The following is a 16,646-nucleotide window of genomic DNA, read 5'->3' on the forward strand; positions in this document are numbered from 1 at the left end:
TGCTTTTTAAGGATATGTTTTCATCATTATACCAAATTGTCGAATGCTTTGTTAAGTTGAGTCGTAGAAGAGAAGGACGGAACTAGCAACTATTTCCGGTTTTCGATACAATAAAGAAAAAGATACATAAAGGAGAGTATACATGAACAATGAAACGCTATCTTTATTTAAAACATTAACTGAGTTACCAGGTGCCGCTGGAAACGAACATCAAGTACGTTCATTTATGCGCTCGCAAATTGAACCTCTTGTAGATGAAGTCATTCAAGATGGGTTGGGAAGTTTATTCGGCGTTCGCTATAATGAAGAAAAGGGTCCTAAAGTAATGGTAGCAGGACATATGGACGAAGTAGGGTTTATGGTTACGTCTGTAACAGATAAAGGAATGCTTCGTTTCCAAACTCTAGGAGGATGGTGGAGTCAAGTACTGCTGGCTCAACGCGTACATGTTATTACAAAAAAAGGCCCAATCACCGGCGTTATTGCTTCTATCCCTCCGCATTTATTGGACGAATCACAGCGCAACAAACCAATGGCTATTAAAAATATGATGATTGATGTGGGTGCAGATAGTAAGCAGGAAGTGGCAGAAATGGGCATTCGTCCTGGCGATCAAATTGTACCGATTTGTCCGTTTACGCCAATGGCAAATGAAAAGAAAATACTGGCGAAAGCATGGGATAACCGCTATGGGTGCGGACTTGCTATTGAATTATTAAAAGAAGTAAAAGATGAAAAACTGCCAAATATTTTGTACTCTGGAGCTACTGTTCAAGAAGAAGTAGGACTCCGAGGTGCTCAATCAGCTGCTAATATGATTAAACCAGACTTATTTTATGCACTAGATGCTAGTCCTGCTAACGATACATCAGGCGATAAAAATGCATTTGGACAATTGGGAAAAGGCGTATTACTTCGGATCTTTGATCGCACGATGGTCACACATAGAGGAATGAGAGAATTTGTTTTAGATACAGCTGAGACAAACAGCATTCCTTATCAATACTTTGTTTCTCCAGGAGGTACGGATGCAGGGCGCGTTCATACTTCTAATAATGGAGTTCCTTCTGCAGTGATCGGCGTATGTTCACGTTATATTCATACCCATGCATCTATGATTCACGTAGATGACTATGCAGCTGCAAAGGAATTATTAGTCAAACTTGTACGTTCTACAGACCAAACAACGCTTGATACGATTAAGCAAAACGGATAAAAAAGAACAAAGCAGCTGCTTTTGCGGTTGCTTTGTTTCATCATGATGGGAGAAAAAAATGAAAATTGCAATCGGAACGAAGAACCCAACAAAAATAAGTGCAGTAAAAAAAGTATTTGGAGATACTTTTACATATGTAGAGATAGATGTGCAGTCCGGGGTGTCACCACAGCCTTTTTCTGATAAAGAAACGATCCAAGGAGCGATCAATCGCGCGCATGCTGCTGTCAAAGAAACAGGTGCTGATATTGGCATTGGACTTGAAGGAGGGGTTCAAGAAACGCCTCATGGCTTATTCCTCTGCAACTGGGGAAGTCTTGTTACCTCTAAGGACCTTGAACCGATTTTAGCTGGAGGGGCCCGTATTCAGCTTCCTGAAGCGGTAGCCGATATGCTTTGCCATGACAAAAAAGAATTAGCCGAAGCTATGGAAGTGTATACAAACCAAAAGAATATTCGAAAAAAAGAAGGGGCAATTGGTATTTTTACCAATGGATATTTGGATCGGACCGCTATGTTTTATCAGGTTGTTTTAATGCTGAAAGGACAGCTGGATTTTAGAGCAAATTAAGCTGTTCAGTAGGAAATTTCTTTGTAACCCTTTATAATGGAAAAGCATCAGTGTATGATAGTTGCAACAACTCATATACTATGTTTTGATGTAAAAGGATTAAATAATGTATAGGGTTTTAGCCGTTTAAATACGAAAGAAAAAGAAAAAGTGGAGGAAAGAAAAATGGAAAAAATGAAAACAATTGAACAATACAAAGAAACAATTAAAGAAGGAAAACATATCATGATGTTTTCAGCAGATTGGTGCCCAGATTGCCGAGTAATCGAGCCTGTGCTTCCAGAAATTGAGGCGAATCATAGTGAGTATACATTTCACTACGTCGATCGCGACGACTTTATCGATCTTTGTGCAGAATTAAGCATCTTTGGTATTCCAAGCTTTGTTGGTTACAGCAACGGAGAAGAAACAGGGCGTTTTGTCAGCAAAGACCGTAAAACAAAAGAAGAAATTGAAGAGTTTATTAACGGCTTAAATGCATAAATCAAGTGAAGACTGATAGCTATATCCAGCTATCAGTCTTCATACATAAAAATGAGAAAAGGAGGCGTAAATATGGCGAAAATGAATAGTCAAAAGATGAGAAAACTACTTGAAGAGCGATTAACGAGTTCCGATTGGTCATTTTTATTTGATCGGGAAAAAGATACGCTGCGCGTTGAACATCAAAAAACGAAAAAGGGTGTAACCATTTCTTTACCTGGACTAATCGCAAAATGGGAAGAAAAAAAGGAAGCAGCTCTAGATGAAATGGTATATTATATAAAAGAAGCTCTTCGTGTTATGAACGATGAACAGCAGGTAACGGGAAAAGAAAAACGCATTTATCCAGTTATTCGCTCAACGTCTTTTCCGGATAAATCGAATGAAGACGTGCCGTTGATTTATGATGAACATACAGCTGAAACACGCATTTATTATGCGCTTGATTTAGGCAATACATATCGCTTATTAGATGAGAAATTAATTCGCAAGGAAAATTTAGATCTAACCGCAGTGCGGGAAATGGCTAAATTTAATCTTCGCTCTTTGCCAATTTCACATAAAAAAGATACGGTAGCAGGCAATGACTTTTATTTTGTAAATCAGAACGATGGTTATGATGCAAGCCGAATTCTTAACGAGGCATTTTTGCAGGACTTTGCTTCTCGTGTTTCGGGCACAATGGCTGTAGCAGTACCTCACCAAGATGTACTGATTCTAGCTGACATTCAAAATGAAACAGGTTATGATATTCTTGCGCAGATGACCATGAGCTTTTTTGCAAGTGGACGTGTACCCATCACAGCTCTTTCATTTTTATACGAAAACGGTGAGCTAGAACCTATTTTTATTCTAGGAAAAAATCGCAGTAAAGGACGGGATTAATTATGAATCTTTTTTATAATAAAGAAGGCATCGGCGATACGTTAATCGTCAAACTAGAAGATATCGCAATTGAAAATCGAACATTTGAAACAAAAGGTGACGTTGTGCGTATCTTTGATCAAAAATCAAATACAACAGCTGGCTATAACATCTTTCATGCTTCTTCTAAGTTAAAAGTAGAGGGAAATGGTTCTCTTGAATTAACGGAAGAAATGGTGGAAGAAGAATCGTGTACTTAGCGAAAGCGGCTTTGAAGGTAAAATTGAAGTGGATTTATCTCCTAAATTTGTAGTGGGATATGTTCAAGAAAAAGAGAAGCATCCAAATGCAGATAAGCTGAATATCTGTAAAGTAGACGTTGGCACAGAAACACTTCAAATTGTATGTGGAGCACCAAATGTAGAAGCAGGTCAAAAAGTCGTGGTAGCAAAAGTAGGAGCGGTTATGCCAAGTGGTATGATTATTAAAGATGCGGAACTGCGCGGTGTACCTTCTTCAGGTATGATTTGTTCTGCTAAAGAGCTGGCGCTTCCGAACGCTCCTCAAGAAAAAGGAATTTTAGTACTTGAGGACAAATACGAAGTAGGTCAATCTTTTCAAGCATAAAAGCAGAGTGCAACAGTGATTTATAGGGCAAAAGCACGAAGTTTTTTTACACGTATGTTTCAAAGCGTTACAGTTGCTGAAAAGCAATTGTCAATTCTCAAAAAGGTTTGATAAAATTAAAAGCCACTAGTATATACTAGTGGCTTTTTCGCGTTTAATTATGGGTGCTAACTAAATGCAAAAAAATATTTTTGCAAAGAGGAATTTTACTGTATAAATAAGGGAAGCAAAATAGTAGATTTTATAGTAAGAGTTCAAGCATACGTGATAGAATGATAAATGAAAAGATAGTATATATATCCATCTCAGATAATACTTTGAGGCCAAAGGTAAATAAAGGATGCATGGATAGCTTTTTGTAGATGTCGCAGCAATGCGATATACGAGGCTAAACGAAGTAAGATAGTCTGATAGAAAGAGTGATAAAAATGGGTTTTGTACGAAAAGTAATGGATTATTTACTAGGATACGAAGTGAAAGAAATCGTTGTAGACGAACATGGTAATACAACGGAAGAATACCCTTTAAATAGAGAAAAAACAATTCCTAAAAAGAAGGCGTCTAAGCCTAAGCAAATGCAGTCAGTTCACCAAAAGCCAGTGATGAAAGCAGCACCAAAACTTCCCGTCTCACACTCAACTAGACCGCAGAAGCGTAGTTACAGTGAAGAGCAGCAAGATGTTCATACAAAAGTAGCTTATCAATACCCAAAAGGAACGTTTCGCTTTCCTTTGATTGAGGACACGGGAGAAGCAAAGAAGGCAGTGTTTCCTAAAAATGAGCCAAGAGCTGTAACAAAAAAGGCACCGGCTCCATTTTATCAAGAGCCTGTTCGTAAGTCGGTGCTAACGCAGCCTAAGTCAGTGTCTCAGCCGTTAAAAAAGGTATCAGAAAAGAAAGAAACGGTTCCTCAAGTAAGAAAACGTCCGTTTCGTCCGACTGAAATTCCTTCACCCGTCTATGGGTTTAATAAGCGGCCTTCTAATGTTGTACAAAGTGGAAGTGAGGAAGTAGTAGAATATGAGCTTCCGAGTACACAGTTATCAAAAGTAGCGTTTGAAGATGAGATTTACCGACGAGCGATGAATACGGCTGTTGTAGAGCCGTTAAGAAAACCTGCCTCTAAGCCAGTAGCCGAAGAAGTGGCGATTCAAGAAACAGAAGAAATGAAGCAACAGTCTTCTCAGCGTTTTGCTCAGTGGAAGCAATATGAGGAAAACCAAAAAGAGAAACTATCATTTCCTGAGGAAAAGCCAAGCTCTTCAGTAGCCGTAAAAGAGCGAGAAGAGACTCTAACTTTTGAAGAATCACGCGCGGTCGAACCGTTAGTGGCACAAGAGAAAACTCTCAACTGGGATTTAGCGGAACAATTAAAAGTAGCTGAAGAAGTTCCCATCTCAGAGGAAACGCCTCCGTTTGAATCATCAATTTCTTTCCAACAAGAGATGGGAAATGAAGCTGAAGAGGTAGAAGCAGAAACGTTGACGGACGGAGGCGCAGCGCTTTTACAAGCAACAGAAGAAGTAGAAGCACTGAAGCCTAGAAAGAAAGAAGAAGCTCCGGCTGTTGAGAAAGAAAGTGATTTGATTCTAGAAGAGCCTACAAACAGTATGGATACTGAAGCAGAACATGAGCTGAATTCTGAAAGTTTAAATCCATCGCAACCCGCAACTGATGAATTGCAACTAGAAGCGACTGTATCTGGTGTTCACCCGGAGCTTGAAAATTCGATGATAAAAGAGGAAGACCAACAGTTACAAGTAGAAGTACAGCAAGAGCCAGCTGTAGAACCTCTTATGCCTGCAGAACAGCCAGGGAATGCTGAAAAAGCTCGCGGTAAGCGATTAGTTCCTTTTAACGTGATGATGCTAAAAAAAGATCGCACAAAGATGGAGAACAGCTCTCGAGAAAAAAGTCAGCCGTCACAAGGTTTATACCAAAGGCAGGAGCCCGAAGCTCTGCAAAAAAAAACGGAATTAAATAGGCAAGAAGTTCGTAGTGAAAAAAGACAAGAAGCGGTTCCACAAGCTTCGTTAAAGGCTGAAGAACCTGTAAATGTAAAGGCTTCTTCTCCTTATACATTTCCAGGAATGAATTTACTTAACATTCCTCCGGCAGCTATTGAAGAAGATAATCAATGGGCGGATAAGCAGCGTGAGCTGTTGGATATGACATTAAAAAACTTTAACGTTCGAGCTAAAGTCGTAAACGTCACGCAAGGTCCTACCGTGACCAGGTTTGAAGTACATCCTGAACCTGGTGTGAAGGTAAACAAAATTACGAATTTAACAGATGATATTAAACTGAGCCTAGCTGCGCGCGATATCCGAATTGAAGCGCCAATTCCAGGGAAAAATACGATTGGAATTGAAGTGCCAAACCGTCAGAGTAAACCGGTGTTAATTCGTGAAATTTTAAGGCATCCTTCTTTTAGAAAAGATAACTCTCCTTTAAGGGTGGCGTTAGGATTAGATATTTCAGGCACGCCGGTTGTGACTGACTTAAACAAAATGCCTCACGGCTTGATTGCCGGGGCAACTGGGTCCGGTAAAAGTGTATGTATTAATACCATTATCGTCAGCTTGCTTTATAAAGCTGCGCCGCACGAAGTCAAGCTTATGTTAATTGATCCTAAAATGGTTGAGCTAGCTCCTTACAACGGCATTCCGCATTTAGTAAGCCCGGTTATTACGGATGCTAAAGCAGCTACTACAGCTTTAAAATGGGCAGTAGAGGAAATGGAGCGCCGTTATGAACTGTTTGCGCATGCGGGCGTACGTGATATTACAAAATACAATGAACGTGTAAAAGAACATAATGAAAAAAGCGGTGAGCTGCCATATCTGGTAATTATCATTGATGAGCTTGCCGACTTAATGATGGTATCTCCAGGAGAAGTAGAGGAAGCTATTTGTCGTATTGCTCAAAAGGCAAGAGCTTGTGGTATTCACTTATTGCTTGCAACGCAGCGTCCTTCCGTAGATGTTATTACAGGCTTAATTAAAGCGAATGTGCCAACGCGTATCGCATTTTCTGTTTCTTCCCAAGTTGATTCACGTACAATTATCGACACAGGGGGAGCAGAGAAACTACTAGGTAAAGGTGATATGCTGCTTCTTGAAAACGGCTCTTCTAAAAGCGTTCGAATTCAAGGGAACTTTGTTTCAGATGAAGAAATTGACCGCGTTGTAGATCATGTCAAAAAACAAATGAAGCCGACATACTTATTTGATCAAGAAGATTTGTTGAAAAAGCAGCAAAGCTTTGCTTCAAATGAAGAAGATGAGCTTTTCTATGAAGCATGCGAGTTTGTTCTAGATCAAGGCGGTGCTTCTACTTCCAGTCTGCAAAGACGCTTCAGAATGGGCTACAATCGTGCTGCTCGCCTAATTGATATGATGGAGCAGCAAGGAATTATTTCAGAGGCAAGAGGAAGCAAGCCGAGAGATGTGCTCATTACTGAAAACGAGCTTCAAGAAATGGAAAGTCAAACAGCGACTTCTACATTTTAAGCTGTTTTTCTACATGTAGGTTAGAAAAAGAGGCTATGTGAGACAAGCAGGATTCAGTTTCATGGGAGCTAATGCTCTGTCGCTGCATCCGCTGCTTCTTTTTCTGCTGCTTTAAGTCTGTTTACACAGAAATTAAGCAGGGGTTGTGGAAGAAATTCATCAAGAAAAAAAGGAAAAGGTTTGTCAGAACTAGTAAAATGATTTACTATATGTAAAGATAATGTGTGCTTTGCTTTTTAGCATGTGATAGTTTGCTATCATGCCTCACCAGTAGAAACATATAAGCTGAAAATGTTTTAAAGAGGACAAACCAAAATAATTAGAGTACGAGTGAAGAGTAATGACAGAAGAAAATCATGAACTGATTAACTTTAATGAAATTCGTGAACAAAAGCAGATTCAGTCTGACAATGCTATTTGCGACTTTTACAATCAATACTTCTTTTTTGTGAACCGCTACACGAATATACGAGAAAAAGTGCGGGCTTCACATATATTTAAAGAGTTAGTAAACTTGCCTCATGAGGTGCCTCTGTCTGATTCCCATGAACAATTATTTTTTCAATGGTTTGCATTTGAGTATGTAACCATTCAGGGGAAAACTCTGCTACAGCTTTTTTTAGCTGATCAAGCAAAGCAGAAAACAGAGCCGTTTTTGATTCAAGGAGCCTTTTTTTTAACGAGTGTACTAGAGCCAATTATTGTGTCTAAAGTACCTAATTCGTTTTTTTTAAAAGGATATACCCCATTGACAAATGAGCAGGTTATCATCAAAGATGTAAGAGGAAGATTTGCAAATGTAGAGGAACAACAAGTAATTTGGATTCGAAAAATAAAATCAATCGGATATGACGTGTTAATTGACTCTTTCTTTTTAGGACATAAACAACGCATTGAACAGTTAGTAACGCAATATAATGACAAAAAAAATGCAATGACATGGCGCTCGTTTTTAAAACAGCAGGCTATACAATATGTGATGAAGCCAAAATAAAAGGCCGTTTCGCAAGGGAAGAGAGTAAAAATGGAGTCATGGTGTTATGTTATAAGAAGTGATATAATGTACGAATGTTATCGTGAAATCAGCAATCAAACGACATTTATATACGTTTGTAAGAGCAATTCTAGATAACCGTCATATACTGTCTTACAGATAGACGAATGTTGGAGGTTCTTTATATGACAGTTTACCATTTTGTAGGTATTAAAGGAACAGGAATGAGTGCGCTTGCGCAAATCCTAAACGATATGGGCTTTCAAGTTCAAGGATCGGATATTGAAAAAGAAATTTTCACGCAAAAAGCACTAGAACAGCAGGGAATTCCTGTTTTACCATTTGATAAAAATAATATTAAAGACGGCATGACTGTAATCGCAGGAAATGCTTTTCCTGATACGCATGAAGAAATTGCAGAAGCAGCTTCAAAAGAAGGAGTCAAGCTTGTACGCTATCACCGTTTCTTAGGTGACTTCATGAAACAATATACGAGTATAGCCGTAACAGGAGCACACGGAAAAACATCCACAACGGGTATGTTAGCGCATGTGATTCAAGGAGCTGAGCCTACTTCATATTTAATTGGAGACGGTACAGGTAAGGGTGTAAAAGACAGCAAGTATTTTGCGTTTGAGGCATGTGAGTATCGCCGCCACTTCTTATCTTATACACCAGACTATGCAATCATGACGAATATTGATTTTGATCACCCTGATTATTTTGCCAATATCGACGATGTATTCAGTGCATTCCAAGAGATGGCACTTCAAGTCAAAAAAGGAATTATTGCCTGTGGTGACGATGAACATCTGCAGCGAATTCAAGCAAAAGTGCCCGTTCTTTATTACGGATTAGGAGAAGAAAATGATTTTCAAGCTCGTAATATTGTAAAAAGTACAACAGGCACAACATTTGATGTGTTCGTTCGCAATACGTTCCACGCATCATTTGAAATTCCAGGATATGGCGACCATAACATTTTAAATGCACTTTCTGTTATTGCACTTTGTCATTATGAAGAAATTGACGTTGCTGTGCTGCAAGAGCGTTTTAAAACATATCAAGGCGTAAAGCGTCGTTTCAGTGAAAAGAACGTTGGCAAACAAGTGCTAATCGATGATTATGCACACCATCCAACAGAAATTAATGCAACAATTTCAGCTGCTCGTCAAAAGTATCCAAACCGTGAAGTTGTGGCTGTTTTCCAACCGCACACGTTTACGCGTACACAAACGTTCTTAGAGGACTTTGCAGCAAGCTTACAGCACGCTGATAAAGTATATCTATGCGACATTTTTGGATCAGCTCGTGAGCATCAAGGGAAATTATCAATTGAAGATTTACGAAGCAAAATCAGCGGAGCTGAATTAATTAATGAAGAAACAATTGAATCGTTAAAAGACCATAATGAAGCTGTATTAGTATTTATGGGTGCTGGAGACATTCAAAAGTTTGAAAAACTATATCAGCAAACCGTATCATAAAAAAAGGCACTCTTCTGAGTGCTTTTTTTATTTCAAAACCTATTTTAAATTTTCAGGATTTAACGCTTTTAATTCCTCAATGACAAATAGTCCGTCTTTCCGAATCAATACGTCATCAAAATAAATCTCGCCACCGCCATATTCTGGGCGCTGAATCATTACCATATCCCAGTGAATATTTGACTTATTTCCGTTATACGCATCTTCGTAACACTCGCCAGGAGTAAAGTGGAAGCTTCCGTCAATTTTTTCATCAAATAAAATATCTTGCATTGGATGTTGAATGTAAGGATTTACGCCAATTGCGAATTCGCCAATAAAACGGGCGCCTTCATCCGTATCGAAAATGCCGTTGATGCGTTCTGTATCATTAGCGGTTGCTTCAACAATCTTACCGTTTTTAAATGTTAAGGATACATTTTCAAACGTAAAACCTTGATAGTTAGAAGGAGTGTTGTAAGAAATTGTTCCGTTTACGGAATCACGTACAGGAGCCGTGTATACTTCACCGTCCGGAATATTCATTTCTCCGGCACACTTTACTGCCGGAATATCTTTAATAGAGAACGTTAAATCCGTATTTTCACCTGTTAAGCGCACTTTGTCCGTACGGTTCATCAACTCAACTAAAGCATCCATTGCTTTGCTCATTTTGCCATAGTCTAAGTTACATACATCAAAATAAAAATCTTCAAATGCTTCTGTACTCATTTTAGCAAGCTGCGCCATTGAATCGTTTGGATAACGAAGAACGACCCATTTTGTTTTTGGAACGCGAATTTCTCTATGTACTTTTTTACCGATCGTATTCCCTTGAATTTTCATTTTATCTGCAGGAACATCTGATTGTTCAAAGATGTTTGAACCAGAACGTAAGCCAATATACGCATCCATTTCTTTCATCACGTTTGCTTCGAAGTCTGCCATCATATTGAACTGCTCCTCTTGTGCACCATTTAAAAGAGCTCGGTCTACCGAATGATCTTTTAGCAGTACAAACGGATAGCCACCCGCCTTGTACGCTTCATCTACAAGTGCTGTTACAAGTTCGCGCTGAAGTCCAAAGTTTTCGATTAATACTTTTTCTCCTTCTTGAAGGCGAACAGAATAATTAATTAAATTTTTAGCTAATGTTGCAATTCTAGGGTCTTTCATAAATAGGGCCTCCTTAAAATAACAATGATTGGTGATTCACTTTCTATTGTACCCCACTGAGCTTATTTTGTTTGTTTTTATGCTTTAAAATCCTTTTTTTCTTTAGGAAGGGAAATAACTCATATATCGCGAAATAATGTAGCAATCTTCCCTTTTTATGAATAAAGGCAGAAAGAATATGGTAAAGTTAAAGAGTCTATAGGGAATAGAAGGTTTAATTGTTTATAAAATTGGGAAAGTAGTTATAACAAGAGAGATGAAAATAGGAGGTGCCTTGCACAGATGGTTATTATTCTTTATTTAAGCGCTGCTATTGTTGCCATTGCAATTTTTTACCTAGTGGTTTCCGTATCCAAAACGTTGAAATCCGTTCAGCACACATTAAATTCAGTGGCAGGTACTTTAGACGGTGTAGAAAAGCAAATGACAGGAATCACAACCGAAACAACTGCACTTTTACATAAGACTAATCTGTTAGCTGAAGATATTCAGCGTAAATCCGAAGCGCTGAATACGGTGGTGGATTCTGTTAAAGGCGTAGGAGATTCAATTCAAGACTTAAATAAGTCTATTAAAAGCGTATCATCAAGCGTTTCAGAAAAAGTAGAAGAAAATAAAGAAACCGTTGCTCAAGTCGTTCAATGGAGTAATGTTGCATTAGACGTATGGGAACGTATAAAGTCAAGAAAACAGAAACAAACAAGCGTAGAACCCGTTGTTCCTGTTAAGGAAGAAAAAGCGGTTCAGCGTTCACGCTCATTTTCATAAAAATGAACTTTAGAGGAGGAGAAGAATATGTCAAACAAATCAAACAAACCAAACGACACTTCAAATAAAGGCTTTTTATTAGGAACAGTGATTGGAGGAGTTGTAGGAGCTGCAACGGCGTTACTACTTGCTCCAAAATCAGGTAAAGAGTTCCGTTCTGATTTAAATGAGCAAGCAGCTTACGTTCGTTTAAAAACAGAGCAAGCGAAAAACAGTGCTTTTGAAAAAGGACAAGGCTTTGCTCAAACGGCTAAAGAAAAAACGGCTGGTTTATCACAAACACTGTCTGAGCAATCTGCGCAAGTAGTGGACAAAGTGAAAAACTTCCGTAAAGTAGATCCTGAACACGAAGCATTGCCTCCAACAAGCTTAGAAGTGCTGGCTGATGAAGTGGAGTCTCAAAGCAACGAAGACGTCCAGCAGAAGCTAACAGAAGCTCAAAAAGCACTAGATGAAGTGGAAAGCACAGTGCCACGACCATAATAAAGAATCAAAAGCGTTTACCCTATAGGGTGAACGCTTCTTTTGTATGTAATTTAGGTTGGCTAGCAGCACGTAAATGACTGTTTCAAAATAAGGGTCTAAAAAGGGTTATGTAAAAAATGGAAAAAGTTTTGACGATGATACAGTTAGCAAGTAAAAAGGAGAAGTTATATCTAAAACAAAAAACAAATCTTAATATGCTTAATTGCCTCTCTATGGTTAAGCGGGTTTCAAACGAGCAGCGAAACTAGTGAGAGGTCAAAAGAAGAAATCCTGGTTAAGATGAGGGGGGAATTTCCAGATGGGCGAGCTTTTCAAAACAAGTTTACGCACGGATTTATAAAGTCCATAAAAGAAAAAAAGGGCTATTATACCTTTCACTCTAAGACGAATCAGTATGAGATGCTGTTTCCTGAAGAGAGTAAAATTGATAAAAACAGTTATTTAAGAATAGAAGATAAAAAATGAATTTGTTTCAGTAGGCATTAAATCCAAAGATGACTCAGAAGTTGCTATTAGAATACAATTTAATGGTGAGCCATCAAATAGCCCTAACAACATAAAATATTCATTAGATTTCTTAAAAAGCGAACTTGGTATAAAGGGAAATTTTAAGCAAGTGGAATTAAATACTAAAATAATGTACATAGCTCTATTTAATTTGTATTCCGGTTTATATGGTTACGCTAGCTATATGTCCAACGGAAGGAAGAAGAAGAGTACAAGATGTTTATTATGAATAGTGTAATGGAGAAAAGTGCAATCCTCAAAATGAAAAATTCAAAGCTCGTGCTTATACCACTATCTCTTCGGTATGCTTTAAGATGTCTGAATAGATATTTTAAGAAAAACGTACTTATAAGATTATATCTTCTATAAAATTTATTAAAATGAACTCATCAGTTTAATACATAAAGCTGAGCACTCTTTTTGTATGGAAACGGTCAAACCATGTAAACTTAAGAGTAAGTACAGAAAGGGTGAAAAAAATGAAAAAGATTTCAACAGTTGAAGAGTTCGAACAAGTTGTAAAGGAAAATAACCGATTTTTATTTTTAAAGCACAGCACAACATGTCCAATTAGTGTAGCTGGTCATGAGGCATTCTCAGCGTTTGCTTCTAGTCATGAAGACATTCCTTCTTATTATCTTCATGTGCAAGATTCACGAGATGTATCTAACTATATCGCTGAAACATATGAAGTGAAGCATGAATCACCTCAAGCGCTTCTGTTTGAAGATGGGAAAGTAAAGTGGCATGCTTCTCACTGGAACATTAACGAAGAAGAATTAGCGAAAAATGTAGCTCATTAATCGAAAAGAGAATGGGACAAAAGCAGTTTAGGTGAAGGAAGATCCGAACGATGAATCGTTCGGATTTTTTCATTGGTATGGTGAACGTAGGTTTACTGTATGTAGTTGCTTCTAGCTGTTGATTGGAGGGGAAGACGAAGAATCCTGCGGGAAAAGCGGAACAGCTGAGACCCTGCAGGAGCGCAAGCGACGAGGAGGCTCACCGGCCGCCCGTGGAAAGCGAAGTCTTGCACGGAAATCAACAGCGGTGGAACAAGCAATCCATACTAGCTTATTTCTCCCATTTGTTCGTCTTTAGATTGGAGTAATTTAATTATGTCTCAACCTCTTTTTTTATATGCTGATTGCGGTTTCATCTGCTTTTTCGTACAATAGATGTAGTTTAGCACATAAAAGCAGAGAAGCCTCTTACATATATCCTCCATCATCTATCATCTTATGTAGTAACCCTGCTAAACGGATTTTTTAAAATTAGTGAAAGGGTGGACGTACATGACGAATTCAGATCTTCAGCATTTGCGATCTCAAATTGACGAAGTAAATATGAAACTGTTAAAGCTTATTAATGAGCGAGGAGAGCTTGTTCAAGAAATAGGAAAGTTAAAAGGAATGCAGTCAACCAAACGGTTTGATCCCGTTCGTGAACGAGCAATGCTTGACTCGATTTTAAGCAAAAACGAAGGACCATTTCAAACATCTACGCTTCAACATATTTTCAAAGAGATTTTCAAAGCTCATTTAGAGCTTCAAGAAGATGATCATCGTAAAGCACTTCTTGTATCTCGTAAAAAGAAGCCGGAAAATACAATTGTTATGGTAAAAGGAGAAAGAATTGGCGACGGACTTCAGCGTTTTGTAGCAGGCCCTTGTTCAGTTGAAAGCTATGAGCAAGTAGCAGCCGTAGCGAAAGTGGTGAAGCAGCAAGGCGTGCGGATGCTTAGAGGCGGCGCGTACAAACCAAGAACGTCTCCTTATGATTTTCAAGGCCTTGGCTTAGAAGGACTACAAATCTTAAAAAGAGTAGCTGATGAATACGATTTAGCCGTTATTAGTGAAATTGTCGACCCAGCTGATATTGAAACAGCGTTAGAGTACGTGGACGTAATTCAAATTGGCGCTCGTAATATGCAAAACTTTGAGCTGTTAAAAGAAGCGGGTGCCGTGAACAAGCCTATCTTATTAAAGCGAGGCTTAGCCGCTACGATCGATGAGTTTATTAATGCCGCTGAATACATTGTTTCAAAAGGAAATAATCAGCTAATTTTGTGTGAACGAGGAATTCGTACGTATGAGCGAGCAACGCGAAATACGCTGGATATTTCAGCCGTTCCAATTTTAAAACAAGAAACTCATTTACCTGTTTTAGTCGACGTCACGCATTCAACGGGAAGACGAGATTTACTTGTTCCAACGGCTAAAGCGGCTCTTGCCATTGGTGCGGATGGAATTATGGCAGAGGTTCATCCAGATCCTGCTGTAGCACTTTCTGATTCAGCTCAGCAAATGGATATTCCGCAATTCACTGAATTTATGAAGCAGTTAAAACCTGTATGTAACTTAAATTTATAAAAAAACGTAAAAATGAAAAATTCGTATACTTTTATGACAAGTTTGAGGCACTTAATGGTTTCAAGCTTGTTTGCCTTTCGTTATAATAAAGATACGCGAAATTATCACGTATTTTGAAAATAGTCGATAACTTTTGTCAAAATAGGAAAGAATAAGTGCAAATCCAAAAAACAAGAATTTATGAAATTCTCGTGAAACTTGTCGGAAAAAGGCGGTAAATACGTTGCGATGAAGCACATAGTGTCGTATAGTAGTTACAGATATTCGCTATCATTCTGTGATTGCATATGATATAAATTCGCGATTCACTTTTTTTATTTACTTACTATACACCGTCTTTTACATTGTTACATATTAACTGGTAAAATTGTCTTTGTACACTAATAAGGACATAACAGGAATGATTTAGATGCATACAGGGTATCTAAGCTGTATGTAAGAGTGAAAGAGCTAGAAATAGCCATTCTATAAAGGAAGATGGATTTATATACGTAAATACAAAAAATGAAATAAGGATAAAATAAACGAAATGTTTTTCGATAAGGAGTGTTTGTTGTGAACGTAACAATTTATGATGTAGCAAGGGAAGCAAGCGTGTCGATGGCAACGGTTTCTCGTGTGGTAAACGGAAATCCAAATGTAAAACCATCAACTAGAAAAAAAGTATTAGAAACAATCGAAAGACTTGGCTATCGTCCGAATGCAGTAGCGCGTGGATTAGCAAGTAAAAAAACAACGACAGTAGGAGTTATCATTCCGGATATTTCAAATATCTTTTATGCAGAATTAGCGCGTGGAATCGAAGATATTGCAACGATGTACAAGTATAATATCATCTTAAGTAACTCCGATCAAAATCAAGATAAAGAACTTCACCTTTTAAATAACATGCTTGGTAAACAAGTAGATGGAATCATCTTCATGAGTGGGAATGTAACGGAAGAACACGTAGAAGAACTAAAAAAATCACCGGTTCCAGTTGTACTTGCAGCATCGATCGAATCAACCAATCAAATCCCATCTGTAACTATTGATTATGAACAAGCAGCTTTTGATGCAGTGCAAACACTAATTGACAGCGGTCATAAAAATATTGCATTCGTTTCAGGTACGTTAGAAGAACCAATCAATCATGAGAAAAAAGTAAAGGGATACAAGCGTGCTCTTACTGAAAACGGGTTGCCTGTGCGTGATTCTTATATTGTAGAAGGAGACTACACGTACGATTCTGGTATTGAAGCTGTTGAAAAACTATTAGAAGAAGATGAAAAGCCAACTGCTATTTTCGTTGGAACGGATGAAATGGCATTAGGCGTTATTCACGGGGCACAAGATCGCGGATTGAATGTACCAAACGATCTAGAAGTTATCGGTTTTGATAACACAAGACTTTCAACAATGGTTCGTCCTCAGTTAACATCTGTTGTACAGCCAATGTATGATATTGGTGCAGTAGCGATGCGCCTATTAACAAAATACATGAACAAAGAAACGGTAGACAGTAGTATTGTACAGCTTCCTCACCGCATCGAGTTCAGACAATCAACAAAATAATACCTGTGAATGAATAAGAACGAATTAAAAGTTCAAACACGTGGAGATAA

14 protein-coding genes and 1 pseudogene are annotated in these 16,646 nt (G+C 38.2%); 14 read left to right on the plus strand and 1 reads right to left on the minus strand.

Going from position 1 to position 16,646, the window contains the following annotated elements; genetic code table 11:
- The first annotated feature begins 142 nt into the window (after positions 1 to 142).
- The 8 genes and pseudogenes from ACLHDF_RS13385 (at position 143) to murC (ending at position 9,754) form a co-directional block, all read left to right on the plus strand.
- Positions 143 to 1,216, plus strand: a complete 1,074-nt coding sequence (locus ACLHDF_RS13385; RefSeq protein WP_413919255.1) for a M42 family metallopeptidase — start codon at positions 143 to 145, stop codon at positions 1,214 to 1,216.
- A 58-nt stretch (positions 1,217 to 1,274) separates the two neighbouring features.
- Entirely contained in the window at positions 1,275 to 1,787 is a 513-nt protein-coding gene (locus ACLHDF_RS13390; protein ID WP_413919256.1) for a DUF84 family protein, read from the plus strand.
- Positions 1,788 to 1,952: 165 nt separating this feature from the next.
- Positions 1,953 to 2,270 carry a thioredoxin family protein gene (locus ACLHDF_RS13395; protein ID WP_413919257.1) on the plus strand — a complete coding sequence of 106 codons (318 nt, stop codon included), beginning with the start codon at positions 1,953 to 1,955 and terminating at the stop codon, positions 2,268 to 2,270.
- 72 nt (positions 2,271 to 2,342) lie between these two features.
- Positions 2,343 to 3,155, plus strand: a complete 813-nt coding sequence (locus ACLHDF_RS13400) for a DUF1444 domain-containing protein (RefSeq protein ID WP_413919258.1) — start codon at positions 2,343 to 2,345, stop codon at positions 3,153 to 3,155.
- A gap of 2 nt (positions 3,156 to 3,157) precedes the next feature.
- Positions 3,158 to 3,761, plus strand: a pseudogene (gene ytpR, locus ACLHDF_RS13405) (YtpR family tRNA-binding protein).
- Positions 3,762 to 4,189: 428 nt separating this feature from the next.
- Complete coding sequence (locus ACLHDF_RS13410) at positions 4,190 to 7,273, plus strand: DNA translocase FtsK (RefSeq protein ID WP_413919259.1); 3,084 nt, start codon at positions 4,190 to 4,192, stop codon at positions 7,271 to 7,273.
- A 340-nt stretch (positions 7,274 to 7,613) separates the two neighbouring features.
- Positions 7,614 to 8,267, plus strand: a complete 654-nt coding sequence (locus ACLHDF_RS13415) for a nicotinate phosphoribosyltransferase (protein ID WP_413919260.1) — start codon at positions 7,614 to 7,616, stop codon at positions 8,265 to 8,267.
- A 185-nt stretch (positions 8,268 to 8,452) separates the two neighbouring features.
- On the plus strand, positions 8,453 to 9,754 hold the full coding sequence (gene murC / locus ACLHDF_RS13420; RefSeq protein ID WP_413919261.1) for a UDP-N-acetylmuramate--L-alanine ligase: 1,302 nt from the start codon (positions 8,453 to 8,455) through the stop codon (positions 9,752 to 9,754).
- Between the two features lie 39 nt (positions 9,755 to 9,793).
- Here murC and ACLHDF_RS13425 read toward each other — a convergent pair whose 3' ends face one another.
- Entirely contained in the window at positions 9,794 to 10,909 is a 1,116-nt protein-coding gene (locus tag ACLHDF_RS13425; RefSeq protein WP_413919262.1) for an aminopeptidase, read from the minus strand.
- Between the two features lie 282 nt (positions 10,910 to 11,191).
- Between ACLHDF_RS13425 and ACLHDF_RS13430 the strand changes: the two genes are divergently transcribed.
- The 6 genes from ACLHDF_RS13430 (at position 11,192) to ccpA (ending at position 16,596) form a co-directional block, all read left to right on the plus strand.
- On the plus strand, positions 11,192 to 11,677 hold the full coding sequence (locus ACLHDF_RS13430) for a DUF948 domain-containing protein (RefSeq protein WP_413919263.1): 486 nt from the start codon (positions 11,192 to 11,194) through the stop codon (positions 11,675 to 11,677).
- 27 nt (positions 11,678 to 11,704) lie between these two features.
- Positions 11,705 to 12,160: a YtxH domain-containing protein gene (locus ACLHDF_RS13435; RefSeq protein WP_413919264.1), complete on the plus strand. Its 456-nt coding sequence runs from the start codon at positions 11,705 to 11,707 to the stop codon at positions 12,158 to 12,160.
- Positions 12,161 to 13,149: 989 nt separating this feature from the next.
- Complete coding sequence (gene ytxJ, locus ACLHDF_RS13440; protein WP_413919265.1) at positions 13,150 to 13,473, plus strand: bacillithiol system redox-active protein YtxJ; 324 nt, start codon at positions 13,150 to 13,152, stop codon at positions 13,471 to 13,473.
- 118 nt (positions 13,474 to 13,591) lie between these two features.
- A complete protein-coding gene (locus tag ACLHDF_RS13445) occupies positions 13,592 to 13,771 on the plus strand; it encodes a hypothetical protein (protein WP_413919266.1) in 180 nt (59 codons plus the stop codon).
- Between the two features lie 194 nt (positions 13,772 to 13,965).
- Complete coding sequence (locus tag ACLHDF_RS13450; protein ID WP_413919267.1) at positions 13,966 to 15,042, plus strand: bifunctional 3-deoxy-7-phosphoheptulonate synthase/chorismate mutase; 1,077 nt, start codon at positions 13,966 to 13,968, stop codon at positions 15,040 to 15,042.
- A gap of 555 nt (positions 15,043 to 15,597) precedes the next feature.
- The gene (ccpA, locus tag ACLHDF_RS13455; protein WP_413919268.1) at positions 15,598 to 16,596 is read left to right on the plus strand and encodes a catabolite control protein A; all 999 of its coding nucleotides are present in this window, start codon (positions 15,598 to 15,600) and stop codon (positions 16,594 to 16,596) included.
- The last annotated feature ends 50 nt before the right edge of the window (positions 16,597 to 16,646 follow it).

This window comes from Priestia megaterium (assembly GCF_046599315.1).
Taxonomy (GTDB): Bacteria; Bacillota; Bacilli; order Bacillales; family Bacillaceae_H; genus Priestia; species Priestia megaterium_F.